Here is a 25,854-nt window from a genome sequence, read left to right as displayed (position 1 = left end):
CCGTGAAATTGGGCACACTACGCCCATGACTGCGTCCCCGACCACGAGTACCGCGCAGGAGTGGATCTCGCACGACCCGGATCCCAAGACCGCCGCCGAACTGTCGGAGTGTTCCGAAGACGAGCTCGAGCAGCGGTTCGCCCACCCGTTGACGTTCGGCACCGCGGGTCTGCGGGGGCCGCTGCGCGGCGGACCGAGCGGAATGAACCTCGCCGTCGTGCTGCGCGCCACCTGGGCGGTGGCCAAGGTGCTCAAGGACCGCGGCCTGGCCGGCCAGGACGTCATCGTCGGGCGCGATGCCCGGCACGGTTCCGACGACTTCGCGCTGGCCGCCGCTGAAGTTCTCGCGGCCCAGGGCTTTCCGGTCACACTGTTCCTCGCGGCCGTGCCCACCCCTGTTCTGGCGTTCACGGTGCGCCATCGTCCCGCGGCGGCGGGCATCCAAATCACCGCCTCGCACAACCCGCCGTCCGACAACGGCTTCAAGGTGTTCTTCGGCGGCGGCTACCCGATCGCGTCACCCACCGACCGCGAGATCGAGTCGGCGATGGCCGAAGCACCTCACGCCGATGAGATCCCCCGTGCGGCGGTCACGCCCGGCGGCGTCGATGAAGTGCAGCGCTATGTCGAGCGCGCCGCGACCATCCGCCACACCCACGGTTCCGTGCGCATCGCGTTCACCCCACTACACGGTGTGGGTGGCGAGTTCGCGCTCGACGCGTTCGTGCGCGCCGGCCTCGAGGACGTGCACGTCGTCGATGACCAGTTCGCGCCCGACGCCGACTTCCCCACGGTCAGCACCGCCAACCCCGAAGAACCCGAGGCGGTCGAAGCGGTGCTGCGATTGGCCGCCGACGTCGACGCCGACGTCGCCATCGCGCTGGATCCGGACGCCGACCGATGTGCGGTCGGCGTTCCCACGCCCGACGGGTGGCGCATGCTCTCCGGCGATGAAACCGGTTGGCTCCTCGGGGATTACATCCTCTCGCAGGTCGAGCCGGGACCGGTGATGGAGACCACCGTGGTGGCCAGCACGCTCGTGTCGTCGCGCATGCTCTCGGCGATCGCGCGGGAACACGGCGCCCGACACGTCGAGACGCCGACGGGCTTCAAGTGGCTGGCGCGAGCCGACGACGACCTGCGCGGTTGCACGCTGGTGTATGCGTACGAAGAGGCGATCGGACACTGTGTCGATCCTTCCGCTGTCCGGGACAAGGACGGCATCAGCGCCGCGGTGTTGATCTGCGATCTGATCGTCGCGTTGCGCGACCGCGGGCACACACTGCTCGACGCGCTCGACGACCTGGCCCGCCGCCACGGTGTGCACACGACGACCGCGGTGTCACGGCCCGTCGAGACCACCCACGAGGCCGCCGCGGTGATGACCCGGCTGCGGGAGACCCCGCCCGAGACGCTCGCCGGATACGACGTGACCGTCACCGACCTGCTGCCCGAGGACGGCACCGACGCGTTGATCATGACCGGCGGCGACAACGATGTCTCAGTGCGCATCGTGGTGCGCCCCTCGGGAACCGAGCCAAAAGTCAAGTCCTACATCGAGGTTCGCTGCGCCCAGGTGAGGGATCTGGGGGCGGCGCGGGAACGGGCACGACGCGTGCAGGACGAGTTGCGGGAGGTCGCCGCGCGCCTTTAACGGGGACCGAACTGGCGGTCCCCGGCGTCGCCGAGGCCGGGCACGATGTAGGCCACCTCGTTGAGCCCCTCGTCGATGGTCGCGGTGACCAGCCGGATGTCCGGAGCCGCTTTCGCCAGTGCGGCAAGGCCTTCCGGAGCGACGACGACACAGATCGCCGTGATGTCAACGGCGTTGCGGGAATACAACAGCTCGACGGTGTGCACCATCGAACCGCCCGTCGCGAGCATCGGGTCGAGCACGATCACCGGCTGCGTGCTCAGGTCCTCGGGCAGCGACTCCAGGTACGGCGTCGGCTGATGCGTCTCCTCGTCGCGTGCGACGCCGACGAAACCCACCCGCGCCTCGGGTATCAGCGCATGAGCCTGGTCGACCATGCCGAGTCCGGCACGCAGGACGGGCACGAGCAACGGCGGGTTGGCGAGCCGGCATCCGGTCGTCTCGGTGAGCGGGGTGCGCACCGAGACGGTTTCGACGGCGGCGTCCCGGGTGGCTTCGTACACCAGCATCAGCGTGAGATCGCGCAGCGCGGCCCGAAACGCGGCGTTGTTCGTGCTCTCATCGCGCAACGTGGTCAGTCGCGCGGCCGCCAGCGGGTGATCGACCACGCGCACATCCATGGGGCGACCATAGCGGGAACCGGGACGCGTCGCGGTGCGTCCTATCCACATGCACGCCGATACCGACGCCGTCCGAACCCTGGCCGCGACCACCGCCGCGCATGCCGACCGACTGGGCGCCATCGCCGCGAAATTGGCCGCCGTGCCCGCGATCGCGACCGCGTTCGGCCCGGTCGGCGAGCCGTTCCTGGCGGCGCTGGCCGGCGCCGTCGCCGAGGAGGCACGCATGGTCGCCTCGCTGCGCGATGTCGCCTCGGCGACCGGTGACACCGCTTACCGCACCGCGCTCGCCTATGACGACGCGGACGACCGCGCGGGCGCACGGGTCCTCGGCCTGTAGCCGATGCCGAGTGCGTTGGTGGCCGGGCTGACGGCGCCGCTGCGGGACCTCGAGTCGCTGGTCGGCTCCGGCTCGGGAGCCGACCTGGCAAGCGCCCTGCGCGATGTACGCGACGCGTTGAGCGAGGTGTCGGCGTCGACCGGCGACACGTGGAGTCGCACGGTGCAGCACTGGGCGGGGTCGGGCGCCGACGCGGCGGCCGGCGTGTTCTCCGCGGCCGCCGCAAGGCTCGACGAGCTCGCGGAGCGGGTGGGACGGCTGGGCGCGACGGCCGAGGCGGCGGGCATGGCGGTAACCCGCACCCGTGAGCGCCTGCGCGCGATCGTGGACGAATTCGAGGCGCGGGCGGCCGCGTTGGAGCCGTACCTCGACTCCCCGGGAGCAACGGAGGAGCTGGTCGCCGAGGCGCGGCGATCGCTCGCCGAGGCCGTGGCCGTCGTCGAAGAGTTGCGCGCCGAGTTGGACGGGCATGCCGCGGGGCTTTCCGCCGCGCCGCCGACTCCTCCCGTCACACCGGCGCCCACCGCGCCTGCGGGTTTCAGCGCCCCCGGATTCGGTGGCGGAGGCGTGCCGACCGGCGGGCTGGGGTCCAGTGCGGGCGGGCTCGGTTCCGGGGCGGGTGGCCTTGGTTCGCTGGTGCGCGACATCGCCGACGTTTCCCGCCCCGAGCCGCCGGACGCCGCCACATTCGGCGACGGTGTCGCGGTGCGGCTGCCGGACGGCAGCACGGCGACCGCACCGAACGCGGTGGCCGCGAGCGCCGTTCGATATGCCCTGACACAGTTAGGGGTGCCGTACGACTGGGGCGGCACCACGCCGGGCGTCGGCCTCGACTGCAGCGGCCTGACCCAGTGGGCGTATTCGGAGGCCGGGTTGACGCTGCCCCGGCTCGCCCAGGAGCAGGACGTCGGCGCGCCCGTCTCGCCGGGCGACCTGCGGCCCGGCGACCTCGCCGTCTGGGACGGCCACGTCGCGATGATCGTCGGGAACGGCCAGATGATCGAGGCCGGCGATCCGGTCCAGCTTTCATCAATCCGAACTGCTAACGCGGGTCAGGGATTTCAGGGATTTTGGCGACCGACGGGCTGAATCAGATAGCCGGGTCTCCAAAGAAGTGCGGCGACGTGGTCATGAACCGTTGGTGTGTACAGATATTCGCGACGCACTGCCGCGCTCAATGCTCCATGCGGCGGATCAAGCGCCTGTTCCACACTGAAACCGCATTTTCGAACCGTCCCTCCGCTGAAATGCATTTGCGCTAATGTTCGGAACACTGCAGTAGCCGCGAAATCATTGCCGGGGGCACGGATGCAACAACAGTTCCAACGGATCGAAGGACCGACGCGGGCCGGCATCCCGCGTGCGAGCGGCGCTGACATTCCTGCCGCTCTAGAAATGCATCGTCGCGAGAAGCGTCCGCTTCTGCTTGAGGGCGCGGCCGCCGAATGGACCGCAGTCAGTCGCTGGTCTCCGGCTTATCTTGCCGAGGTTGTCGGTGATGTCGAAGTCACAGCTAGCGTCGGGCTGCCCGACACAGAAGTGCCCTACAACCATCGAGCCGAAGACTTCAGCGAAACCATGACGGTGCGTGAATTCGTGGAGCTGATGAACCGCGGCGATCGCTGCTACATAGGCCAGCAGCCGATCGACAGCCTGCCGGGTCTCGAACGCGATTTCGATTTCTCATCTTTCGCACCGGCCGATATCAAGGAAGTGGCCTTCTGGATGGGGGGCAGCACGCGTTCGGGCCTGCACTATGACAACGTCGACAACATCTTTGTGCAGGTCTATGGAACAAAGATTGTGATTCTCGCGGCACCCGAGGAAGCGTTCAATCTGCACCTCTTCCCGGATTCACACAGCAAGAGCCAAGTCGCACCGGAGCATCCCGACCTTGAAGCCCATCCGCGCTTCGCACGTGCCCAACTCTTCCAGACCACGCTCGAACCGGGCGACGTGTTGTATCTTCCCCGTGCCTGGTGGCACTACTTCGCCTCCTCCGATAGCTCGATTTCGCTGTCCTGCTGGCACGGGAACCTGCTGACACCGCGCTACGACCTGCAAGTGATGTTGCGGATGCGCAGCCCAAAACTTTGGGCACTGCTCGTTCGTGACTTCGCAGCACAGGCAATGAACCGACCCCAAAACGATCGCTTGTTCAGCCCACCGTCGACCGGCCGGCTGCTGTACCAACTCATATCGAGCATTTGGTCCCATAACAAACGTTGATCCCCTGTTTTCTGAACTGAATTCCAGCCGTGATGCGACGCAACCGACGCAAGGGCTAGTGCCACTTGACAGTGCTCGACGAAGCGCTTCCGGCCCGGGTAGCTATCCTGTCCGCCATGGCTGCTGACATCGTGTCGATTCGGCTCGGCTTGACCAAGGGCGACCTCTATACGTTATGGGCTCCACGCTGGCGTGATGGAGGCGACGAGTGGGAGGCCTTCCTCGGCAAGGACGAGGATCTCTACGTGTTCGAATCGGTCGCCGACCTGGTCGCATTCGTCAGGACCAACAAGGACAACGACCTGACCGACCACCCCGCGTGGGACAAGCTCACCGAGGCAAACGCGCACCGTCTCGACCCGGCCGAAGAGCACCAGTACGACGTCATCGGCGTGCCGGAGATCGTTGCGGAGAAGGTCAGCGAAGAGCGGGTGCGCCAGCTGCACCGCACGCTCGTGATCGTCTCCTCGCTCGGCTCGGTGTGCGAACTCCCGGTCGTCACAAGGTTTTTCAACGGCAACCCGGTGCTGGGCACGCTCGGGGGCGGAATCGACTCGTTTTCCGGCCGTAGCGGACGCAAGCGGTGGGGCGAGATCGAGGCGGTCATCGCCCGCGCCTGGGACAACGTCGTCGACGCACTCGACGAGCTGGTCACCACCCCGGACGTCGACGCCGTCGCGTCCGAGAAGGCCGAAGCCGAATTGGCCGAACCGGCGCCCGAGCCCGAAGAGGACGAGGCGATCGACGAGGTCGCGGAGACCGACGCCGCCGATGACGACGAGGACGCCGAGGACGAGTCCGACGCTCTGACCGCGCAGGCGCAGAATCAGGTTCTGGGCGGCGACGAAGACTTCTGGCTCAAGGTCGGCATCGATCCGGTGCGCGTGATGACGAGCGCGGGGACGTACTACACGCTGCGCTGCTACCTCGACGACCAGCCGGTGTTCCTCGGCCGCAACGGCCGCATCAGCGTCTTCGGCTCGGAGCGAGCGCTGGCGCGCTATCTGGCCGACGAGCATGACCACGATCTGTCCGGCCTGGCCACCTACGACGACATCCGCACGGCCGCCACGGACGGCTCGCTGGAGGTCGAGGTCACCGAGGACAACGTCTACGTGCTCACCGGCATCGTCGACGACCTCGCGGACGGGCCCGATGCCCTGGACCACGACCAGTTGGAACTCGCCGTCGAACTTCTTCGCGATGTCGGCGACTACGCGGAGGACACGACCGTCGACCAGGCCCTCGACCCGGAGCAGCCGCTCGGCAGGCTCGTCGCGCACGTCCTTGAGCCGGACACCGTGCGCGCGCCCAGCCCGCCGTACGCCAAGGCCGTCGAGCAGTGGGAGGCGCTGGAGGCGTTCGTCGAGTCCCGACTGCGCCAGGAATAGCCCTACAGGTCGCTCGCGCAGGAAGGCGGGCTATCCGATCAGGACCGCGTAGCGCGGCTTGATGACGTCGTCGATGATCGACAGCCGCTCGTCGAACGAGATGAACGCCGACTTCATCGCATTGATCGTGAACCGCTGCAGGTCGCTCCAGCCGTAGCCGAAGGTCTCGACCAGTCGCAGCATCTCCTGAGTCATCGTGGTGTCGCTCATCAGCCGGTTGTCGGTGTTGACCGTGACGCGGAACCGCAGCCGCGCCAGCAGATCGAAGGGATGCTCGGCGATGCTGGCGACAGCTCCCGTCTGCACGTTCGACGACGGGCACAGCTCGAACGGGATGCGCTTGTCGCGCAGCAGCGCCGCGAGCCGGCCCAGTTGCGCGGTGCCATCGGGTGCGACGGTGATGTCGTCGACGATGCGGACGCCGTGGCCGAGGCGGTCGGCGCCGCAGAACGCGATCGCCTCGTGGATCGACGGCAGGCCGAACGCCTCCCCCGCGTGAATCGTGAAGCGCGCGTTGTTGCTTCGCATGTACTCGAATGCGTCGAGGTGGCGCGTCGGCGGATATCCGGCCTCGGCTCCGGCGATGTCGAACCCGACCACGCCCTTGTCGCGGAACCGGATCGCCAGCTCGGCGATCTCGCGGGAGCGCGCCGCGTGCCGCATGGCGGTCACCAGGCAGCGCACGGTGATGGTCCGTCCGTCCGCGGCGGCCGCCTTCTCACCGTCGGCGAACCCCGCCATCACCGCGTCGACGACGGCGTCCAGCGACAGTCCGCCGTCGATGTGCAGTTCGGGCGCGAAACGAATCTCCGCGTACACCACGTTGTCCGCCGCGAGGTCCTCGACGCACTCGTAGGCCACCCGATGCAGGGCCTCGGGCGTCTGCATCACCCCGACGGTGTGGGCGAACGGCTCCAGATAGCGCACCAGCGATCCACTGTGTGCCGCGGTGCGAAAGAACGCCGCCAGGTCGTCGACCTCGGTTGCGGGCAGATCGTCGTAACCGGTCGCCTCTGCGAGCTCGAGGACGGTCGCCGGGCGCAGCCCGCCGTCCAGGTGGTCGTGCAGCAGCGCCTTGGGCGCTTGCTTGATCGAGTCCAGCGTCAGCGGCGTCGTCATGTCGCTCTCCGGTCAGTCTCCACTCGTGATTCGGTCGATGATCAACGGCCGCGGCGGCGGTGCGGCGTCGCCGACGGACCAGCCGCCGTCCAGTTCGGCGATCGCCCCTTCGAAGCGGTCGGGGGTCTCGGTGTACAGCGTGAACAGCGGCTCGCCTGCGCTCACCGGTTCGCCAACTTTTCGGTGGAGGTGCAGCCCGGCGCCGGGCTGCACACGCTCACCGGGAGCCGAACGTCCCGCTCCGAGCCGCCACACCGCCATACCCACCGCCATCGCGTCGATGCTCTCCATCCTGCCATCGCGCGGCGCGGTGACGGTCTCGGCGTGAGGGCCGACCGGCAGGTCCGCAGTCAGATCGCCGCCCTGCGCCGCGACGAGCTCACGGAACCGGTCCATCGCCGAGCCGTCCTGCAACGTCTGTGCCGGGTCGACGCCGTCGATACCCGCGGCGTCGAGCATCTCGGCGGCCAGCGTCAGCATCAGCTCCACCACGTCGGCCGGGCCACCCCCGGCGAGCACCTCGAGCGATTCGGCCACCTCGACTGCGTTGCCCACTGCACGACCCAGCGGGGTGGACATGTCGGTCAACACCGCCCTGGTGGCCAGGCCGTGCGCCGTGCCCAGCTCGACCATCGTGCGGGCCAGCTCGCGCGACTCCTCCTCCGTCTTCAGGAACGCACCCGAGCCGACCTTGGTGTCGAGCACCAGCGCGCGGGCGCCCTCGGCGATCTTCTTGCTCATCACCGAGCTCGCGATCAGCGGCAGCGACTCGGTGGTCGCCGTGATGTCGCGCAGCGCGTAGATCTTCCGGTCGGCAGGGGCCAGCTCCCCCGCGGCGAATATGGCGGCACCCATATCGCAAAGCTGTTCGCGGATCTGATGTTTGGAGATCTCGGCGGTGAAACCGGATATGGACTCGAGCTTGTCGAGGGTGCCGCCGGTGTGACCGAGTCCGCGCCCCGCCGCCTGCGGCACCGCACCGCCGCACGCCATCACCACGGGTACCAGCGGGATGGTGATCTTGTCGCCCACCCCACCGGTGGAATGCTTGTCCACCAACGCCAGTGGCTTTCCATCGCGACGAAGATCTGTAAAGTCCAGCCGCTCGCCGGAGTCCACCATCGCCGCCGTCCACCGGGCGATCTCGGCCGCAGTCATGCCACGCAGGAAGATCGCCATCAACAACGCCGACATCTGCTCGTCGGCCACCCGGCCGTGGGTGTAGGCGTCGATCATCCAGTCGATCGCCGCGTCGGAGAGCTCCCCGCCGTCGCGCTTCACCCGGATGACGGTGGGCGCGTCAAATGTGAACTGCGTCACGGAGATTCCTCGCCCGGCAGTCGGCCGCGCCGTGCCAGGTCGGCGGGGCCGAACGCGTCGGGCAGGAGCTCGGCCAGCGCGCGCGGACCGCGGAGGTGGTCGATGAGCATCTGAGGTCCTCCATGTTCCAGCAGCACCTGCCGGCACCGGCCGCACGGCATCAGCAGTTCCCCGGCGGCGTCGACGCACGACAGTGCGACCAGCCGGCCACCGCCGCTCGAATGCAGGTTGCAGACCACTGCGCACTCCGCACAGAGACCTAGGCCATATGAGACATTTTCCACATTGCAACCGGTGACCGACCGACCATCGTCGACCAGCGCCGCCGCACCGACCGGGAAGCCCGAATACGGCGCATAGGCGCCGGCCGTCGCCTCAGTTGCCTTCTGCCGCAACATATTCCAGTCAATATCCGACATCGCGCCACCCTCGCCATAGCGGTTCTGAATGCATTCCGATGTCCCCTGTGCGAAGCCCGCAAACGGAATAGGTAACCCTAACTTCGGCGTTTTTCAAGACATCGACCGCTAAACCGTAGTTCGTTTAGCAGTACGACTGGGATTAGGCTCGCCCCGAGGTTTGGGTGAAGTGCGCGAACCGGACCGAACGTCACCCGGTGCAGCTCCAGAGCCCAATCGTCCACCGAAGGCGTTGGAGGCCAGATGAGTACTCAGATTTCCGGGGGACCGCCCGGAGCCTCCGCGGCTCCGCGGTCGCGGCCGCGCAGGCGAACCCTTTACCGTGGCGATCCCGCCATGTGGTCCTGGGTGCTGCACCGCATCACCGGTGCGACGATCTTCTTCTTCCTGTTCGTTCACGTGCTCGACACCGCACTGGTCCGGGTCAGCCCGCAGGCCTACAACGAGGTCATCGAGACCTACAAGACCCCGCTGATCGGATTGATGGAGATCGGTTTGGTGGTCGCGGTGCTCTACCACGCCCTGAACGGCATCCGCGTGATCCTCATCGACTTCTGGCAGCACGGGGCGCGCTACCAGCGCGTGATGCTGTGGATCGTGGTCGGGATCTTCCTGGCGGTGTTCATCCCGTCGCTGGGCATCATCGGCATGCACATGGCGGAGCGGTTCCTGTGAGCGCGCCAGCCGGCGGGCCGCAGGGGGCCTGGACACCGCACCACCGCGAGGGCCGCATCGCCCCGGTGATGGAGAAGGAGCACGACAGGCCGGCCAGCCTGGACCACCCGCGTGCGCCGCGCCGGCCGCGCGGTATCCCCTACTTCGAGAAGTACGCCTGGCTGTTCATGCGGTTCTCGGGTGTGGCGCTGGTCTTCCTGGCGCTGGGCCACCTGTTCGTGATGCTGATGTGGCAGGACGGGGTCTACCGCATCGACTTCAACTATGTCGCGCAACGCTGGGCGTCACCGTTCTGGCAGATCTGGGACATGGCGCTGCTGTGGCTGGCCCAGCTGCACGGGGCCAACGGCCTGCGGACCATCATCGGCGACTACGCACGCAAAAACACCACGAAATTCTGGCTGAACTCGGTGCTGCTGCTGGCAACCGGATTCACCTTGGTGCTGGGCAGCTACGTGTTGGTCACCTTCGACGCGAACATTACGTAAGCGGGAGCTTTACATGATTCAGGAACATCGCTACGACGTCGTCATCGTCGGCGCGGGCGGCGCGGGTATGCGGGCGGCCGTCGAGGCGGGCCCGCGGGCCCGCACCGCCGTGCTGACGAAGGTGTATCCGACGCGCAGCCACACCGGCGCGGCGCAGGGCGGCATGTGTGCCGCACTGGCCAACGTCGAAGAGGACAACTGGGAGTGGCACACGTTCGACACCGTCAAGGGCGGCGACTACCTCGCCGACCAGGACGCCGTCGAGATCATGTGCAAGGAAGCCATCGACGCGGTGCTCGACCTCGAGAAGATGGGGATGCCGTTCAACCGCACCCCCGAGGGCCGCATCGATCAGCGCCGCTTCGGCGGGCATACCCGCGACCACGGTAAGGCCCCGGTGCGCCGGGCCTGTTACGCCGCCGACCGCACCGGCCACATGATCCTGCAGACGCTGTATCAAAACTGCGTCAAGCACGACGTCGAGTTCTTCAACGAGTTCTACGCGCTCGACATCGCGATCACCGAGACGCAGTCCGGCCCCGTCGCCACCGGCGTCATCGCCTACGAGCTGGCCACCGGCGACATCCACGTCTTCCACGCCAAGGCCGTCGTCTTCGCCACCGGCGGATCGGGCCGGATGTACAAGACCACCTCCAACGCCCACACGCTGACCGGCGACGGACTCGGCATCGTGTTCCGCAAGGGACTTCCGTTGGAGGACATGGAGTTCCACCAGTTCCATCCGACCGGACTGGCCGGCCTTGGCATCCTGATCTCCGAGGCGGTGCGCGGCGAGGGCGGGCGGCTGCTCAACGGTGAGGGCGAGCGCTTCATGGAGCGCTACGCGCCGACGATCGTCGACCTCGCGCCGCGCGACATCGTCGCCCGTTCGATGGTGCTCGAGGTGCTCGAGGGCCGCGGAGCGGGCCCGAACAAGGACTACGTCTACATCGACGTGCGCCACCTGGGCGAGGACGTGCTCGAGGCCAAGCTGCCCGACATCACCGAGTTCGCCCGCACCTACCTCGGCGTCGACCCGGTCAAGGAGCTGGTGCCGGTCTACCCGACGTGTCACTACGTGATGGGTGGCATTCCGACCACGGTCAACGGTCAGGTGCTGCGCGACAACACAACGGTCATCCCCGGCCTGTACGCCGCGGGCGAGTGTGCGTGCGTGTCCGTGCACGGCGCCAACCGCCTTGGCACCAACTCGCTGCTGGACATCAACGTGTTCGGTCGGCGCGCGGGCATCGCCGCGGCCAACTACGCGCTCGGCCACGACTTCGTCTCTCTTCCGGAGAACCCGGCGGGCATGGTCGTCCAGTGGGTCGGCGACATCCTCTCCGAGCACGGCAACGAGCGGGTCGCCGACATCCGCGGCGCCCTGCAGCAGTCGATGGACAACAACGCTGCGGTGTTCCGCACCGAGGAGACGCTCAAGCAGGCGCTCACCGACATCCACGCCCTCAAGGAGCGGTATTCGCGAATCACGGTGCACGACAAGGGCAAGCGCTACAACAGCGATCTGCTCGAGGCGATCGAGCTGGGCTTTCTGCTCGAGCTCGCCGAGGTCACCGTCGTCGGGGCGTTGAACCGCAAGGAGTCTCGCGGCGGGCATGCCAGGGAGGACTATCCGAACCGCGACGACACCAACTACATGCGCCACACCATGGCCTACAAGGAGGGCGCGGACCTTCTGTCCGACATCCGGCTGGATTACAAGCCCGTGGTCCAGACACGTTATGAGCCGATGGAACGGAAGTACTGATCAAATGGCTCCCGACGAGCACTTGTGCGAGGAGAAATGACCCTAGCGCCTGAGGTCGATACCAAGGATCCCGAACTGCCGCCCGTACCCGAGGGCGCGGTGATGGTGACGCTGAAGATCGCCCGGTTCAATCCGGAGAATCCCGATGCGTACGCGGATTCGGGTGGCTGGCAGAGCTTTCGCGTTCCATGCCTGCCCACCGACCGGCTGCTCAATCTGCTGCACTACGTGAAGTGGTATCTGGACGGCACTCTCACGTTCCGACGGTCCTGCGCACACGGTGTGTGCGGTTCGGATGCGATGCGCATCAACGGTGTCAACCGGCTGGCGTGCAAGGTGCTGATGCGCGACATGCTGCCGAAGAACCCCAACAAGCAGCTGACGATCACCATCGAGCCGATCCGCGGGCTGCCCGTGGAGAAGGACCTCGTGGTCGACATGGAGCCGTTCTTCGACGCCTACCGCGCCATCAAGCCGTACTTGGTCACCAGCGGCAATCCCCCTACGCGTGAACGCATTCAGAGCCAGACCGACCGGGCCCGCTACGACGACACCACGAAGTGCATTCTGTGCGCGTGCTGCACGACGAGCTGCCCGATCTACTGGAGCGAGGGGTCGTACTTCGGCCCCGCCGCGATCGTCAACGCACACCGGTTCATCTTCGACAGCCGCGACGAGGCGGCCGCCGAACGGCTCGACATCCTCAACGAGGTTGATGGGGTGTGGCGCTGCCGCACGACGTTCAACTGCACCGAGTCGTGCCCGCGCGGCATCCAGGTCACGCAGGCGATCCAGGAGGTCAAGCGCGCGTTGATGTTCGCGCGCTAGGAACCACGCATCGCGTCGGCGATCTCGATGTGTCCGGCGAAGCCGAGCGATACCGCCAAGGATCGATAACGCTCCACGAGGTCGCGATAGCCGCTGTCGTCGCCTCGGGCGCGGGCCAGCCGGGCACGCATGCGCAGCAGCTGGATCTCGTTGACCACGATTCCGGGGTCGGTCGGCGTGTCCGCCAACCGGTCGATCTGCTCGGCCGCATCGCGGAGATCGTCGGGTCCGCATCGCCGAAGCAGCGACTCCACCAGAACAGCGGTGGCCTCCACGCGCAGAACTCTCTCCTCGCCTCGCACAAGCGTGTCGAGGAGCGATTTCAGGTCCTCGATCGCGCCGTCGAGATCGCCTGAGACAGCGGTGATCTCGGCGATCCGGATTCTCGGGATGACCGCGGGCGCGAAAATCGAGCTGCGTTCGTACAGGTCGCGCGACTCCTGGAGTACCTCGAATCCACGTCGCCGCTCGGCTTCCGTCGCCTGCGAGGTGAGAACCAGACCCAGGGCCGAACAAGCGGTGGCCAGCGCGAGGTCGTCGCCGATCTCCCGTCCCTTCCGAACAGCCTCCTCCGTGTCTGCGACGGCGCGATCGTCCGGAACGATGGCCTTTGTGTGGATACCGAACGAGTAGCCGATGCCGATGATGAAGACCAAAGTCGCGCCGACCGGGTGAAACTCGCGCTCCAGCGCGGCACTGCGGCGTGCACTCTGCAGCCAGTCGGGCTCGCCGAGGACGCATTTGGCGACCGATCCCCAGATCAACGCCGTCGCCAGAGCCGTGCCGATCTGCTCGTTGCTCATGTCGGCGCCGGTGTAACCCTCGAGCAGTCCGGCCGCCCAATCCGCGATGTGACGCGCCTCCCGCGCCTCCCCCGCGAGAACCTTCGCCATCGCTCCCGCATGGATGTAGGTGAGCGCCCTCACCGCACCGTCGCATCCCTGGAGCAATTCGAATTGCTCGGACGCCAGCGTGGATGCTTCCCGGTGGCGATGCTGAAAACTCAGCAACGCGATCTGGCCGTACATTCCGATCGCGAGCGACAGGTCGTCACCGGAACCCTCACACAGTTCCCTGAGTTCTTCGAATCCCGTGTCGGCCAGGCCCCCGCCGACCCGCCATGTCGACATGCACAGCATCGTCTTCGGCACGATGCGCAGGGCCGTGCGGTTCGGGTCCTCGAGGGGCAGCGCGTCGGCGGCTTGCGCGGCGCGCTCCCAACCCGCCCGCGCGCCTCGGACATCGCGCTGCATCGACCAGGTGGCTGCCCGCAGATGCCAGTTGTAGGCAGCCGTCAGATCACCGGCCGCTTCCAGGTGTTCGGCGATCAACGCCGCGTTCTCACCCGCGGAGCCACGCTCTTCGATGGCGGCCGCCAGGCGCCGATGCAGTTCGGCGCGTTCGGATCTCAGCTGTGATTCGAGCGCCACCGTGCGGATCAGTGGATTGCGGAACACGAATTCGGGCCGACGCCCGAACCTGATCTGCTCGATGAGCTGCGCCTCGAGCAGATCCTCCACCGCGGGCTCGACCCCGAGCGCACTCACGAGATCCAATCCGAATTCCGCGCCGACGACGGCGCCGGCGCTGAGCGTGCGCTTGGCCTTCGGGTCCAGGCGGTCGATGCGCGCCGCGATCGTCGTCTGCAGGGTCGCGGGCACGCTCACATCGACGTCGTCCGCCGCGTTGCGATACCGTCCGGGCTCGCCGTCGAGCACGCCGCGCTCGGCGAGCTCGCGCACCATCTCCTCGGCGAACAGCGGATTGCCCGCCGCCCGTTCGCAAATCGTCTCCCGCAGCTCTCCGACCGAATCGGTGGCTCCGAGCAGGCCGTCGACTATCGCGCGCACATCCGCGTTTCGAAGTGGCGCCAGCGTAAAGGTGTGCCCGCCTCGCACCCTGGTCAAAATCCCTTGGTACTCCGGTCGATACGTGATCACCGTCAGCAGGTGGGTCTGAGGGACCACCGTCAGGAAGTCCGCCAGCATCGACTCACTGACCTCATCCATCCAATGCACGTCCTCGATGACGTACACCGCGGGTATCTTGCGCGCCAGGCAGTAAGTGTTGACCATCGCGGTCAGCCGCCGCCGCCTGGCCTCCGGGGTGATGGTCGCCGACGCGGCATGCGGCTCGCCGATGCCCAGCAGATCCTCGAACAGCAACACGTCCTCGGCGTCGACATCGGTGAGGGCTGCGCGGAGCCGGGCACGCGCGGAGGCGGCGTCGAGGCGCTCCACGCCGGTACCCGCCCGCAGGAACGCGGCCAGCGCATGGAACGGGACCTGTTTGGTGTGCGACTCGCAGTACGAGCGGACCACTTCGATGCCCCGCCGATCGGCCAGCGCCGCGACCTCGCGCGCGAGCCGGCTCTTGCCGATACCCGGCGGTCCGACCAACCCGACCACGGCGCCGTGGCCGTCGATCGCGCCCTCGAGCAGCCCCTCGGCGGCCGCCAGCTCCCACCGTCGGCCGACCAACTTCGATTCGTCGCGCCGATCGGGGCGGTGCACCCTGTTGATGCTGATCAGCCGGCGAGCCGCAACCGGTTCGTCAGCACCCTTGATCCGGACCCGCTCGGGCTCACCGAGCACGGCCACGCCGTCCACCAGCCGCGCGGTCGACTCGCTGAGCATCACCTCGCCGGGCGCGGCTACCGCCTCCATGCGTTGCGCTATGCCGACCTGCTCGCCGATCGCGGTGTAACCGAATGCGCCCGAACCCATCTCACCGGTGATGACCCGGCCGGAGTTCAGCCCGACGCGCACCCGGAGCTCGACGCCGTCGTGTCGCGCGACGTCGGCCGCGAGGCGTTCGGTCTCCTCCTGTAGCCCCAGGGCCGCCAGGCAGGCGCTCGCGGCGTGATCTTCTAACGCCACCGGCGCACCGAACACCGCCATCAGGCCGTCGCCGGTGAACTTGTCAACGGTGCCGTCATAACGACGGATGACCGCGGCGCAGCGCTCGACGAGGTCGGTGATGATCTCGCGCAATCGTTCTGCGCCGAGCGCCGCCGCGATGTCCATGGACCGCACCACGTCGGCGAACAACACCGTGACGTGCTTGTACTCAGCGGATCGGCCGGATTGCACGACAGCGGCGCCACACTCACTGCAGAACTTCGCGGTCGCTGCCAGCGGTGCCTCGCATCCGGCGCAACGAAGGTCCCCGGCGGTAGCTGTGCCGGCCGGACCCCGTCCTGCGTCCACCTGAACATCGTGTCACCAGCACGGACGCGATGTCGCACATTCGGCTGTCACACATCCGTCGACCGCTTCGTCTAATGGGTATGACTGAAAACGCACAGAAAACCCGCATCGAACCCCTCCCCCCTCAGCGCGCGACGCTGCTGACCAAGCTCCTGTACCGGGTCGCCAAGCGCCGGTTCGGTGAGGTTCCCGAACCCTTCGCCGTGGCGGCGCACCACCCGAGGCTGATGCTCGCCAACGTGGTGCACGAAGGCATGTTGCAATCCGGGTCGAAAAAGCTGCCCAAGAGCGTCCGCGAGCTCGCGGTCTTCTGGACCGCCCGCACAGTTGGTTGCTCGTGGTGCGTCGACTTCGGCGCGATGCTGCAGCGTCTCGACGGCCTGGACGTCGACCGGCTCAAGCACATCGAGGACTATGCGACCTCGTCGCTGTTCTCCGACGACGAGCGCGCCGCGATCGCCTATGCCGACGCGATGACCACCGACCCGCACACCGTCACCGATGAGCAGGTCGACGATCTTCGCAAGCGGTTTGGCGACGACGGCGTCATCGAGCTGACGTATCAGATCGGCGTGGAGAACATGCGGGCGCGGATGTACTCGGCACTGGGAATCACCGAGCAGGGCTTCGGCTCCGGCGACTCGTGCCGCGTTCCGTGGGCTTCCGACGAGCGCTTGCGCGAGGAGACGACGGCTACGGACGACCCCTCAAGGGTGAACCGGTGAACTTGTCCGGGTTGGCGATATCCCAAATCGCGCAGACCTTGCCGTCGCGCACGGTCATCGCGGTGACGCGCGGCATGACCTCCGGGTAGCCGTCGTTGGCCGGTGAGCCGGAGAGGTAGCTGCCCAGCTGTCCGTTGACGTTCGCCAGCTGGCTCGACGACAGGAACTGCGGTCCGTATCGCCGGACCAGCCCGAACAGGAACCGGGCCACTTTCTCCGGTCCGTAAATGACGCGCGGTGCGGTGGGTGCCTGGCGGTTCGAGTCGCCGGTGAAGGTGACGTCCGGATGCAGCAGTGCCACAACGGCTTCCATATCGCCCGACGCCAGCGCCGCCATCAGCGCGCCCGCCACCTCGTTGTGGGCCTCGTCGGGAACCGGTGGCGGCGCATCGGCAACGGCCCGACGAGCGCGCGACGCGAGTTGCCGAGCCGCCGCCTCGCCGATTCCGAGCACGTCGGCGATCTCGGCGAAGGGTACCGAGAAGCCGTCGTGCAGCACGAAAGCCACCCGCTGGTCGGGCGTGAGCCGCTCGAGCACCACCATCGCGGCGAACCGGGCGTCCTCGCCCGCAACCACCGCCGCCAACGGATCGTCGCTGTCCAGCGGGACGACAACCGGCTCCGGAAGCCATTCGCCCACATAGGTTTCGCGTCGATGCGCCGCCGAACGTAGCCGGTCCAGCCCCAACCGGCTGACCACCGTCGTCAGCCACGCCCGCAGGTCCTTGATCGATTCGTGTTGTGCGGCGCTCCACCGCAACCAGGCGTCCTGCACGATGTCCTCGGCATCGGCCATTGTGCCCGTGAGCCGGTAGGCGACGGACAGCAGGTGCGGTCGCAGTTCCTCGAACTCGTCGACCCGCGTGCTGGCGGTCATGGATTCGAGGCTACTCCTCTAGCGCTTGGCGAATACCGTTCGATGCCATTCCTTTTCGGCTACCCCGGTGATATCGCTCATCACGTGCTTGACCGTGAGGTACTCCTCGAGCGAATAGTCGCTCATGTCCTTGCCGAAGCCGGAGGCACCCACACCGCCGTGCGGCATCTCGCTGATGATCGGGATGTGGTCGTTGATCCACACGCAACCGGCCTTGATCTCCCGCGACACCCGCTGCGCGCGGTATACGTCGCGCGTCCACGCCGAGGCGGCCAGCCCGTAGTCGGTGTCGTTGGCCTGTCGCAGTGCATCGTCGTCGTCGGTGAACGAGCGCACCGTCAGCACCGGACCGAAGATCTCGTCGCGGTACACCTCGGACTGCTCGTCGACGTCGGCGATCACCGTCGGCAGGTAGAACGAACCGGGCCGGTCCGGTGCCGACCCGCCGCAGACGATCCGCCCGCCCTGGCCGGGGGCCCGCTCGACCATGCCCGCCACCTTGGCGCGGTGCGCCGCAGAGATCAGCGGGCCCAGGTCAGTGTTGGGATCCTGCGGGTCGCCGACGACGACCTTTAAGAACAGCTCGGCCACGCCCGCGACGAAGTCGTCGTAGAGCTCGCGCGACACGATTGCCCTGGTGGCGGCCGTGCAGTCCTGGCCGGTGTTGATCAGCGCGGCGGCCGCCGCACCCTGGACGGCGGCGTCGAGATCGGCGTCGTCGAACACCACGAACGGCGCCTTGCCGCCCAGCTCGAGCTGCACCCGGTGGCCGTGCACGGACGCGGCGGCCATCACCCTGCGACCTACCGGCGTCGAACCGGTGAACGTCACGACGTCGACGTCGCGATGGCCGGCCAGCGCCGTACCGACGTCGGAGCCCACTCCTGTGACGACGTTGAGCACGCCGTCGGGCAGGTCCGCCTCCTTGGCGAGGCGCGCGAGAGTCAGGGTGGTCAACGGCGTCAGCTCGCAGGGTTTGATCACCACCGAACATCCGGCGGCCAACGCGGGCAACACCTTCCACACCGCCATCTGCAGCGGATAATTCCACGGCGTGATGGTCGCGACCACGCCGACCGCCTCGCGCCGGATGCTCGAGGTGTGGTCCCCGGAGTACTCGGCGCTCGCCTTGCCTTCCAGGTGGCGGGCCGCGCCCGCGAAGAAGTCGATGTTGTCGACGCTGCCGGGCACGTCGAACTCGGCGGCCAGCCGCACCGGCTTACCGGTCTGGCTGACCTCCTCGGCGACCAGCTCGTCGGCGCGCTCACCGGTCAGCCGGGCCAGCTTGAACAGGACCGCCGAGCGCTCGGCGGGGGTAGCGGTCGCCCAGTCGGACAGCGCCGCACGCGCCGAGGTCACCGCGCTGTCGACATCGGCGGGGGTGGCCAGCGTGTATTCGGCGACGGCCTCGCCGGTGGCGGGGTCGACGACCTGGTGGGCGGGGCCACCCGTCGTCACCGCGGCGCCGTCGATCCAGCTGCCCGCCACACTGGTGGAAACGGAAGACGCAGTCATGGCTTTACGCTAACGGACGCCCCGCCGTCGAGCTACGCAATCCCATAGCGGCAGGGCCGTCAAACGAGTGATTTCATGGCTGTGGTTGCCCGCTACGACGGATTCCGTGCACAATCACTGGCATGCCTTCTCCGGGTGCAACGCACAGTCTCGGCCCCGTCTCGTTCCGGCTCAACCAGTCCCGTCCGGGTGCCGCATTCCAGCTCGATGACCTCAGTAAGCAGATCATCGAGAAGCTGCAGCAGGACGGCCGCCGCTCGTATGCGGGCATCGGCAAGTCCGTCGGCCTGTCCGAGGCCGCCGTCCGCCAGCGTGTGCAGCGCATGGTCGACGCCGGCGTCATGCAGATCGTTGCCGTCACCGATCCGATGCAGTTGGGCTTCGCCCGGCAGGCGATGATCGGCATCCGCTGCACCGGTGACACCACCAAGGTGGCCGAGAAACTGGCGGCCATCGAATCCGTCGACTACGTCGTGCTCACCGCCGGGTCCTTCGACGCCATCGTCGAGGTGGTCTGTGAGGACGACGACGACCTCCTCGACCTTCTCAACACCCAGATCCGCGCCCTGCCGGGAGTGATATCCACCGAAACACTTGTCTACTTGAAACTTGTTAAACAGCAATACAATTGGGGCACTAGATGACTACAACCCTTTCGTCCGAGCTCGGAGCCAAAGCCAACCGCCACCTGTGGGGCCACTTCGCCCGCCACGGTGCGGGCATCACACCGCCCATCATCACCCGGGGCGAGGGCGTCACGATCTGGGACAGCCACGGAAAGAGCTACATCGACGGCCTGTCCGGGCTCTTCGTCGTCCAGGTGGGCCACGGCCGCCAGGAGTTGGCCGAAGCCGCGGCCAAACAGGCCGAGCAGTTGGCGTTCTTCCCGCTGTGGTCCTACGCCACGCCCACGGCGATCGAACTCGCCGAACGCGTCGCCGGCTACGCGCCCGGCGACCTGAACCGGGTGTTCTTCACCACCGGCGGCGGTGAGGCCGTCGAGTCGGCGTGGAAGCTGGCCAAGAACTACTTCAAGCTCACCGGCAAACCCGGTAAACACAAGGTGGTTTCGCGTTCGATCGCGTACCACGGCACTCCGCAGGGCGCGCTGGCCATCACCGGCCTGCCGGTGTTCAAGGCGCCTTTCGAACCGCTGACGCCTGGCGGCTTCCGCGTGCCCAACACCAACTTCTATCGCGCGCCTGCGCCGTACCAGAACGACGAGAAGGCGTTCGGTCAGTACTGCGCCGACCGTATCGCCGAAGCCATCGAGTTCGAGGGGCCCGACACCGTCGCCGCGGTCTTCCTCGAACCGGTGCAGAACGCGGGCGGCTGCTTTCCCCCTCCCCCAGGCTATTTCGAGCGGGTGCGAGAAATCTGCGACGAGTACGACGTGCTGCTGGTGTCCGACGAGGTCATTTGCGCGTACGGGCGGATCGGGTCGATGTTCGCCTGTGACGACTTCGGCTACGTGCCCGACATCATCACCTGCGCCAAGGGTTTGACGTCCGGCTACTCGCCGATCGGCGCAATGATCGCCAGCGACCGATTGTTCGAACCGTTCAACGACGGCAAGACCACGTTCGCGCACGGTTACACCTTCGGCGGGCATCCGGTGTCATCGGCGGTGGCGCTGGCCAACCTCGATATCTTCGAGCGCGAGGGCCTCAACGACCACGTCAAGGAGAACGCCCCGAACTTCCGGGCCACCCTCGAGCGGCTGTACGACCTGCCGATCGTCGGCGACATCCGCGGGGAGGGCTACTTCTACGGCATCGAGTTGGTCAAGGACAAGGACACCAAGGAGACGTTCAACGACGAGGAATCAGAGCGGCTGCTGCGCGGCTTCCTGACGCCCGCGTTGTTCGAGGCCGGCCTGTACTGTCGGGCCGACGACCGCGGCGACCCGGTGGTTCAGCTGGCTCCGCCGCTGATCAGCGGCCAAAAGGAGTTCGATGCGATCTACCAGATCATGCGCGATGTGCTGTCCGAGGCGGGCCGACTGCTCTGAGCGCGGCGCTGCCGAAGCGTAGCGTCGGCGCTGTGAGCGCGCCCGGATCCCACAAGCCGCCGATCGACCCCGTCCGCTGGCAACCGCCGCCGGTCGACCCACTACCGGATCTGCCGTCGGCGGAGCTGACCGTCGTACCCGTGCCCGGCCACGCGCCCGAGGACGTCGTCGTCGACGCCGAGGGCGCGATATGGGCGGGCGTCGACGACGGCCGCATCGTGCGCATCGCCCCCGGCGGCGCCGCGGACGTCGTCGCCACCACCGAGGGCCGCCCGCTGGGCATGCACGTCGCACACGACGGTCGGATCCTGGTATGTACCAGCCCCGGCGGCCTGATGTCGCTGAACCCCATCGACCGCACGGTCCAGACGCTCGTGGCGGAGGTCGACGACCGGCGGCTGATGTTCTGCTCGAACGTCACCCAATCACCGGACGGCACAATCTATTTCACCGAGTCGACGAGCGCGTTCGACTACGCCCACTTCAAGGGCGCGGTGATGGAGGCGCGGCCGCGCGGCAGCCTGTTCCGCCGCGACGCGGACGGCACCGTGCTGACCGCGGCCGCGGGTTTGTACTTCGCCAATGGCGTGACACCGACGGCCGACGGGTCGGCGTTGGTGTTCGCCGAGACGATGGGGCGGCGGCTGTCGAAGTTCTGGCTGACGGGCGAGCGCGCCGGGTCGGTGACCCCGCTGCGCGAGAACCTGCCCGGCCATCCGGACAACCTGTCGACCGGTGCGGACGGCCGCATCTGGTGCGCGATGGTCTCGCCGCTCAACGCCGCCGCCGAATGGCTCGCACCGCGCTGGCCCGCGCTGCGCAAGCTGCTGTGGAGGCTTCCCGACAAACTGCAGCCCCAGATCAAACCGGAAGTGTGGGCGGTGGCGTTCGACCCGGAGACCGGCGATGTGGTCGCGGGTATCCGCTGCGAGCACCCGCAGTTCGGCATGGTGACCGGCCTGGTGGAGGCCGACGGCCGACTCTGGATGGGCAGCATCGGATTTCCCGCCGTCGCGCATGCCGACCTCGCGTCCCTGTCGCTGCGCTAAGTCACAAATGAAACTCAAGTAACATCAGTCACAGCGCGCCTACGCGGCTTCGGCCCCTTCGCGGCTTAATGTGCGGTCACAATGGCGAAGTTTCGTAAACCGCTGCACCGCGCCGCCGCGCTGGCCGCGGCCCTGTTCGTGGTCGGGGGTCCGGCTGTGGCGAGCGCTCAGCCGCCCACGGCGCCGGAGGCGAGTACGTGTCCGTACCGAGAGTCGACGCCCCCGGCGGTCGATGCGTCCGAGGTGCCCAAACCCGGCGACGCACCACCGGCACCGTTACCGGTGCCCGCCACGCCGATGGGCGGCGACAAGCTGTCCGGCTGCGGCGTCATCACCGCGCCGGGCACCCCGCCACTGCCCAACGACGTCTCGGCCGAGGCCTGGGTGGTCGCCGACCTCGACTCCGGTGACGTCATCGCCGCCAAGGATCCGCACGGCAGGCACCGGCCCGCCAGCATCATCAAGGTGCTGGTCGCCATGCAGGCCATCAAGGACCTGCCCATCCACAAGGTCGTCGCAGGAACCGCCGAGGACGCCGCACAGGAGGGCACCAAGGTCGGGGTCGGCGAAGGCGGCCACTACTCGATCAACGACCTGCTGCACGGCCTGCTGATGTACTCCGGCAACGACGCCGCGTTCGCGCTTGCCCGCCAGCTCGGCGGTTGGGACGCGACCCTTCACAAGCTCAACGACTTGGCCCGCAAGTTGGGCGGGCTCGACACCAGGGTTGCAACACCGTCGGGGCTCGACGGACCGGGCATGAGCACCTCGGCCTACGACATGGCGCTGTTCTACCGGTACGCCTGGCGCAACCCGATCTTCGCCGACGTCGTCTCGACCCGGGAGTTCGACTTCCCCGGCCGCGGCGACGCCGGCTACCCGATCGAGAACGACAACAAGTTGCTGCTCAACTACCCCGGGGCGATGGGCGGTAAAACCGGCTACACAGACGACGCGGGCCAGACGTTCGTCGGCGCGGCCGATCACGGTGGCCGCCGGCTCGTCGCCGTGCTGATGAAGGGCACCCGCCAGCCGATCGCCCCGTGGGAGCAGGCGGCTCACCTGCTCGACTACGGGTTCGCCACGGCGCCGGGCACCAGCGTCGGCACGCTGATCGAGCCCGACCCCTCGCTGCTCGGGACCAAGGTGGATGCCGCCGCCAACCCCGCGGTCAACGCCTCGCCGATGATGTCGGACATCGACGCGATGCCGGTGCGGGTCGGCGTCGCGGTCGTCGGCAGCGTGATCGTGTTCTCGTTGATCATGGGCGCGCGGTCCCTGAACCGCCGGCCCCAGCTTTAGGCCCAGTGCCGCAACAGCCGCTCGGCGTCGACGCAAAGCCGTTCGATCACCTCTGCGGCGGAACGTGATTCGCGGACCATGCCGACGCCCTGCCCCGCGTTGACGGGCGCGACCCGATAATCCTCCGCGGCCGCGGCCGCTTCGAGCGTGGCCCGGGCGTCGGCGTCCACAAGGTTCTCGTGACCGTCGAAGCGGTCCACGAATTCGTTACGCACCACACGCTCGGGAATTGTTGCCGGCCAAGGGTATTCGAGGGCGACGTCGAAGACCCGCGTGGTGACGGTCTGCTCCCCCGCCGCACCCAGCAGCAGGTTTTTCGCCGCGGCGGAGGTCGCCGCTTCGAGGCAGGTGGTGAACGCGGTGCCGAGCCAGGCGCCCGACGCCCCGGCGGCCAGCACCGCGGCCAGCCCGCGGCCCGACGCGATGCCTCCGGCGGCGAGCACGGGCACCGTCACGGCGTCGAGCACCTCCGCAAGCAACGGAAGGGTGCCGACGCGCACCTCGCCGTGTCCGCCGCCCTCGGCCCCCCGCGCGACGACCACGTCCGCGCCGGCGTCGGCCGCCCGCCGCGCGCCGGTGACGTCGGCCACCTGCACGGCGACCGGCACCCCGGCGTCGTGGGCGCGGCGGATCCAGGACCACTCGTCGCCGAAACTGACGGCCAGCAGAGCAGGTTTGGCGGCGAGCGCAACGTCGAGCAGTTCGGGCTGCGCCGCCGCCACCCAGTGCACGAGACCGATACCGACGTTCAACCCGCCCACGTGCGGCAGTTCGGCGGTGAGCGCCGCGGCGGTCGCCGAGCTACCCATCCCGATCATGCCGAGGCCACCGGCCCGTGAGACCGCGGCGGCCAGTGCACCACCTGCGGTGCCGCCCATGGGGGCGTTGACGATCGGCGCGGACAGACCCATCCGCTGCGACCAGGGCGTCAAAAGAGGCACGCAGCGGCACGTTACGCCTTGGGTACGGTGGGCCGGATGGCGTGGCTGATTCTGGTGGTGTCCGGCGTTCTCGAAGCGGTATGGGCTTCCGCGCTCGGCAGGACCGAGGGGTTCACGAAGCTGGGCCCGTCGATGGTGTTCCTGGTGGCGCTGGTGCTCTCGATGGCCGGCTTGGGCATCGCGATGCGCAGCCTGCCGCCGGGCACCAGCTATGCGGTGTGGGTCGGCATCGGCGCCTCGCTGACCGTCGGTTACGCGATGTTCACCGGGGCGGAGAGCGCGTCGTCCGTCAAGGCGCTCCTGATCGCGGGGATCATCGGTTGCGTCGTCGGGCTCAAGCTGGTCAGCTAACGGCGGCGGAGCCGCGAAACGCCCAGCGCGCCAAGCGCCCCCGCCGCCGCGGCGGCCAGCACCCCGCCCACTCCGACACCCTCCTGCACCTGCACCCGCGGCGTAATCTGCGCGGCGTCGGGCGGGAAGACGGGTGCGGCCTCCATGTTCTCGATCGACGTGGCCGCCCACGCCGTCGCGAACAGGATCAGCCGCGCAGTGATGTAGGCGAACACCATCAGGCCGAGCACCGGACCGAACGTCGCCCCAGCCGGACCCGTCACCACCGAACGCAGGTAGATCGACGCCACCTGTTTGAAGACCTCGAACGCCACCGCCGTGAGCAGCCCCGCGCGCAACGCGGATCGGAAGCTGATGGATTCGCGGGGCAGCCGCGCGATGATCCAGGTGAACAGCAACCAGCTGATCAACACCGACACCACGAGCGACACCAGTCGCAGCAGGATGCTCATGCCCGGAACACCCTCCAGCCCAATCCATTCGACGGCCTTACGGGCCAGTCCCGAGCTACTCACCACGGTCAACGCGATGGTGCCGGCGATCGCTACGAACATGCCGACGATGGCGGTCAGGTCCGACAGCTTGGTGCGCACGAACCCGGGTGTGTCGCGCCGCATCAGGCCCCACATCTGGCTCAGCGCCTCGCGCAGGTTCGCCATCCACCCGAGCCCCGCCCACGCCGCGGTCGCCAGCCCGATGATGCCGACCGAGGTGCGCGACTCGATCGCGGAGTCCATGAGCTCGACCAGCTGGGTAGCGATGTCTCCGGAGACCGACGCCCGGATCTTGTCCTGAACGTCGGCGAGCAGTTCCGGTTGGCTGGCCAGGATGAAGCCGGCGACGGCGAATCCGACCATGAGCAACGGGAACATCGCGAAGACCGTGAAGTACGTGATGCCGGCGGCGTAGAAGTCGCCCTTGCTGTCGTTGTAGCGCTGATGCGCCCGCATGACGTGGTCGAACCATTCGTATCGCGACCGCAGCCGCCCGACGAATCCTTCCGGCTCGGCGGGTTGTGTCACG

At 67.7% G+C, this 25,854-nt stretch carries 23 protein-coding genes and 1 pseudogene; 15 read left to right on the top strand and 9 right to left on the bottom strand.

The features are described from left to right. Positions 1 to 25 precede the first annotated feature (25 nt). Positions 26 to 1,654 carry a phospho-sugar mutase gene (locus A5650_RS19055; RefSeq protein ID WP_067294974.1) on the top strand — a complete coding sequence of 543 codons (1,629 nt, stop codon included), beginning with the start codon at positions 26 to 28 and terminating at the stop codon, positions 1,652 to 1,654. On the opposite strand, the gene upp is transcribed toward A5650_RS19055, so the two are convergent. Next, entirely contained in the window at positions 1,651 to 2,274 is a 624-nt protein-coding gene (gene upp / locus A5650_RS19050; RefSeq protein WP_067294971.1) for a uracil phosphoribosyltransferase, read from the bottom strand. The genes A5650_RS19055 and upp overlap by 4 nt on opposite strands. Before the next feature lie 49 nt (positions 2,275 to 2,323). Between upp and A5650_RS19045 the strand changes: the two genes are divergently transcribed. From A5650_RS19045 to satS, 4 genes are all read left to right on the top strand, one after another. Further along, complete coding sequence (locus tag A5650_RS19045) at positions 2,324 to 2,614, top strand: type VII secretion target (RefSeq protein ID WP_067294969.1); 291 nt, start codon at positions 2,324 to 2,326, stop codon at positions 2,612 to 2,614. A gap of 3 nt (positions 2,615 to 2,617) precedes the next feature. Then, positions 2,618 to 3,703 (top strand): C40 family peptidase, encoded by a 1,086-nt coding sequence (locus tag A5650_RS19040; protein ID WP_067294964.1) that lies wholly within the window; start codon positions 2,618 to 2,620, stop codon positions 3,701 to 3,703. A gap of 219 nt (positions 3,704 to 3,922) precedes the next feature. Then, entirely contained in the window at positions 3,923 to 4,843 is a 921-nt protein-coding gene (locus A5650_RS19035) for a cupin-like domain-containing protein (RefSeq protein WP_082950832.1), read from the top strand. Between the two features lie 116 nt (positions 4,844 to 4,959). After that, positions 4,960 to 6,234, top strand: a complete 1,275-nt coding sequence (satS, locus tag A5650_RS19030; RefSeq protein WP_067295444.1) for a protein export chaperone SatS — start codon at positions 4,960 to 4,962, stop codon at positions 6,232 to 6,234. Between the two features lie 30 nt (positions 6,235 to 6,264). Here satS and A5650_RS19025 read toward each other — a convergent pair whose 3' ends face one another. The 3 genes from A5650_RS19025 to A5650_RS19015 are packed head-to-tail and all read right to left on the bottom strand — an operon-like array spanning position 6,265 to position 9,092. Continuing rightward, positions 6,265 to 7,353, bottom strand: coding sequence for an adenosine deaminase (locus A5650_RS19025; RefSeq protein WP_067294955.1), 1,089 nt, complete (start codon positions 7,351 to 7,353; stop codon positions 6,265 to 6,267). Positions 7,354 to 7,365: 12 nt separating this feature from the next. Next, positions 7,366 to 8,673: a thymidine phosphorylase gene (locus A5650_RS19020; RefSeq protein WP_067294952.1), complete on the bottom strand. Its 1,308-nt coding sequence runs from the start codon at positions 8,671 to 8,673 to the stop codon at positions 7,366 to 7,368. After that, positions 8,670 to 9,092, bottom strand: coding sequence for a cytidine deaminase (locus tag A5650_RS19015; RefSeq protein ID WP_067294949.1), 423 nt, complete (start codon positions 9,090 to 9,092; stop codon positions 8,670 to 8,672). The genes A5650_RS19020 and A5650_RS19015 overlap by 4 nt, the downstream gene beginning before the upstream one ends. Before the next feature lie 243 nt (positions 9,093 to 9,335). Here A5650_RS19015 and sdhC point away from each other — a divergent pair, with 243 nt between their 5' ends. The 4 genes from sdhC to A5650_RS18995 all read left to right on the top strand — a co-directional run bounded on the left by sdhC (position 9,336) and on the right by A5650_RS18995 (position 12,851). Next, positions 9,336 to 9,767 (top strand): succinate dehydrogenase, cytochrome b556 subunit, encoded by a 432-nt coding sequence (sdhC, locus tag A5650_RS19010; protein WP_082950831.1) that lies wholly within the window; start codon positions 9,336 to 9,338, stop codon positions 9,765 to 9,767. A 68-nt stretch (positions 9,768 to 9,835) separates the two neighbouring features. Beyond that, positions 9,836 to 10,255, top strand: coding sequence for a succinate dehydrogenase hydrophobic membrane anchor subunit (locus A5650_RS19005; protein WP_067091544.1), 420 nt, complete (start codon positions 9,836 to 9,838; stop codon positions 10,253 to 10,255). A 13-nt stretch (positions 10,256 to 10,268) separates the two neighbouring features. Then, positions 10,269 to 12,023 (top strand): succinate dehydrogenase flavoprotein subunit, encoded by a 1,755-nt coding sequence (gene sdhA / locus A5650_RS19000; protein ID WP_067091399.1) that lies wholly within the window; start codon positions 10,269 to 10,271, stop codon positions 12,021 to 12,023. A gap of 36 nt (positions 12,024 to 12,059) precedes the next feature. Then, entirely contained in the window at positions 12,060 to 12,851 is a 792-nt protein-coding gene (locus A5650_RS18995; RefSeq protein WP_067294946.1) for a succinate dehydrogenase iron-sulfur subunit, read from the top strand. Here A5650_RS18995 and A5650_RS18990 read toward each other — a convergent pair. Beyond that, positions 12,848 to 15,943, bottom strand: coding sequence for an ATP-binding protein (locus tag A5650_RS18990; RefSeq protein WP_231992661.1), 3,096 nt, complete (start codon positions 15,941 to 15,943; stop codon positions 12,848 to 12,850). The two genes, A5650_RS18995 and A5650_RS18990, sit on opposite strands and share 4 nt — an antisense overlap. Positions 15,944 to 16,107: 164 nt before the next feature. On the opposite strand from A5650_RS18990, the pseudogene A5650_RS18985 reads away from it, so the two are divergent. Further along, positions 16,108 to 16,785: pseudogene (locus A5650_RS18985) on the top strand (carboxymuconolactone decarboxylase family protein); the annotation flags it as partial. On the opposite strand, the gene A5650_RS18980 reads toward A5650_RS18985, so the two are convergent. Beyond that, positions 16,754 to 17,662: a sigma-70 family RNA polymerase sigma factor gene (locus tag A5650_RS18980; protein WP_067294939.1), complete on the bottom strand. Its 909-nt coding sequence runs from the start codon at positions 17,660 to 17,662 to the stop codon at positions 16,754 to 16,756. The pseudogene A5650_RS18985 and the gene A5650_RS18980 overlap by 32 nt on opposite strands. Before the next feature lie 18 nt (positions 17,663 to 17,680). Continuing rightward, positions 17,681 to 19,177 carry a gamma-aminobutyraldehyde dehydrogenase gene (locus A5650_RS18975; protein WP_067294936.1) on the bottom strand — a complete coding sequence of 499 codons (1,497 nt, stop codon included), beginning with the start codon at positions 19,175 to 19,177 and terminating at the stop codon, positions 17,681 to 17,683. Between the two features lie 122 nt (positions 19,178 to 19,299). On the opposite strand from A5650_RS18975, the gene A5650_RS18970 reads away from it, so the two are divergent. The 4 genes from A5650_RS18970 (at position 19,300) to A5650_RS18955 (ending at position 23,539) form a co-directional block, all read left to right on the top strand. After that, a complete protein-coding gene (locus A5650_RS18970) occupies positions 19,300 to 19,821 on the top strand; it encodes an Lrp/AsnC family transcriptional regulator (RefSeq protein WP_067294933.1) in 522 nt (173 codons plus the stop codon). Beyond that, entirely contained in the window at positions 19,818 to 21,188 is a 1,371-nt protein-coding gene (locus A5650_RS18965) for an aspartate aminotransferase family protein (protein ID WP_067294929.1), read from the top strand. The genes A5650_RS18970 and A5650_RS18965 overlap by 4 nt, the downstream gene beginning before the upstream one ends. A 32-nt stretch (positions 21,189 to 21,220) precedes the next feature. Then, positions 21,221 to 22,237 (top strand): SMP-30/gluconolactonase/LRE family protein, encoded by a 1,017-nt coding sequence (locus A5650_RS18960; protein ID WP_067294924.1) that lies wholly within the window; start codon positions 21,221 to 21,223, stop codon positions 22,235 to 22,237. An 81-nt stretch (positions 22,238 to 22,318) separates the two neighbouring features. Next, positions 22,319 to 23,539 carry a D-alanyl-D-alanine carboxypeptidase family protein gene (locus tag A5650_RS18955; protein ID WP_067294921.1) on the top strand — a complete coding sequence of 407 codons (1,221 nt, stop codon included), beginning with the start codon at positions 22,319 to 22,321 and terminating at the stop codon, positions 23,537 to 23,539. Here the strand turns inward: A5650_RS18955 and A5650_RS18950 are convergent. Further along, a complete protein-coding gene (locus A5650_RS18950) occupies positions 23,536 to 24,450 on the bottom strand; it encodes an NAD(P)H-dependent flavin oxidoreductase (RefSeq protein ID WP_197501923.1) in 915 nt (304 codons plus the stop codon). The two genes, A5650_RS18955 and A5650_RS18950, sit on opposite strands and share 4 nt — an antisense overlap. 66 nt (positions 24,451 to 24,516) lie before the next feature. Between A5650_RS18950 and A5650_RS18945 the strand changes: the two genes are divergently transcribed. Beyond that, the gene (locus A5650_RS18945; protein ID WP_067294914.1) at positions 24,517 to 24,831 is read left to right on the top strand and encodes a DMT family transporter; all 315 of its coding nucleotides are present in this window, start codon (positions 24,517 to 24,519) and stop codon (positions 24,829 to 24,831) included. Here A5650_RS18945 and yhjD read toward each other — a convergent pair. Beyond that, positions 24,828 to 25,853: an inner membrane protein YhjD gene (gene yhjD, locus A5650_RS18940; protein ID WP_067294911.1), complete on the bottom strand. Its 1,026-nt coding sequence runs from the start codon at positions 25,851 to 25,853 to the stop codon at positions 24,828 to 24,830. The genes A5650_RS18945 and yhjD overlap by 4 nt on opposite strands. Position 25,854: the final 1 nt, after the last annotated feature.

The sequence above is a fragment of the Mycobacterium sp. 1164985.4 genome, from assembly GCF_001668575.1.
In the GTDB taxonomy this organism is placed as follows: Bacteria; Actinomycetota; Actinomycetes; order Mycobacteriales; family Mycobacteriaceae; genus Mycobacterium.
The sequence above is the reverse complement of the archived record's forward strand: the minus strand, read 5'-3'. Positions and strand labels throughout refer to the sequence as shown.

Bases quoted from the DNA above. Each gene is read 5' to 3' on its own strand.
- A5650_RS19055 (WP_067294974.1), top strand. From the start codon at position 26: ATGACTGCGTCCCCGACCACGAGTACCGCGCAGGAGTGGATCTCGCAC.
- upp (WP_067294971.1), bottom strand. From the start codon at position 2,274: ATGGATGTGCGCGTGGTCGATCACCCGCTGGCGGCCGCGCGACTGACC.
- A5650_RS19045 (WP_067294969.1), top strand. From the start codon at position 2,324: ATGCACGCCGATACCGACGCCGTCCGAACCCTGGCCGCGACCACCGCC.
- A5650_RS19040 (WP_067294964.1), top strand. From the start codon at position 2,618: ATGCCGAGTGCGTTGGTGGCCGGGCTGACGGCGCCGCTGCGGGACCTC.
- A5650_RS19035 (WP_082950832.1), top strand. From the start codon at position 3,923: ATGCAACAACAGTTCCAACGGATCGAAGGACCGACGCGGGCCGGCATC.
- satS (WP_067295444.1), top strand. From the start codon at position 4,960: ATGGCTGCTGACATCGTGTCGATTCGGCTCGGCTTGACCAAGGGCGAC.
- A5650_RS19025 (WP_067294955.1), bottom strand. From the start codon at position 7,353: ATGACGACGCCGCTGACGCTGGACTCGATCAAGCAAGCGCCCAAGGCG.
- A5650_RS19015 (WP_067294949.1), bottom strand. From the start codon at position 9,092: ATGTCGGATATTGACTGGAATATGTTGCGGCAGAAGGCAACTGAGGCG.
- sdhC (WP_082950831.1), top strand. From the start codon at position 9,336: ATGAGTACTCAGATTTCCGGGGGACCGCCCGGAGCCTCCGCGGCTCCG.
- A5650_RS19005 (WP_067091544.1), top strand. From the start codon at position 9,836: ATGGAGAAGGAGCACGACAGGCCGGCCAGCCTGGACCACCCGCGTGCG.
- sdhA (WP_067091399.1), top strand. From the start codon at position 10,269: ATGATTCAGGAACATCGCTACGACGTCGTCATCGTCGGCGCGGGCGGC.
- A5650_RS18995 (WP_067294946.1), top strand. From the start codon at position 12,060: ATGACCCTAGCGCCTGAGGTCGATACCAAGGATCCCGAACTGCCGCCC.
- A5650_RS18980 (WP_067294939.1), bottom strand. From the start codon at position 17,662: ATGACCGCCAGCACGCGGGTCGACGAGTTCGAGGAACTGCGACCGCAC.
- A5650_RS18975 (WP_067294936.1), bottom strand. From the start codon at position 19,177: ATGACTGCGTCTTCCGTTTCCACCAGTGTGGCGGGCAGCTGGATCGAC.
- A5650_RS18970 (WP_067294933.1), top strand. From the start codon at position 19,300: ATGCCTTCTCCGGGTGCAACGCACAGTCTCGGCCCCGTCTCGTTCCGG.
- A5650_RS18965 (WP_067294929.1), top strand. From the start codon at position 19,818: ATGACTACAACCCTTTCGTCCGAGCTCGGAGCCAAAGCCAACCGCCAC.
- A5650_RS18955 (WP_067294921.1), top strand. From the start codon at position 22,319: ATGGCGAAGTTTCGTAAACCGCTGCACCGCGCCGCCGCGCTGGCCGCG.
- A5650_RS18950 (WP_197501923.1), bottom strand. From the start codon at position 24,450: ATGGGTCTGTCCGCGCCGATCGTCAACGCCCCCATGGGCGGCACCGCA.
- A5650_RS18945 (WP_067294914.1), top strand. From the start codon at position 24,517: ATGGCGTGGCTGATTCTGGTGGTGTCCGGCGTTCTCGAAGCGGTATGG.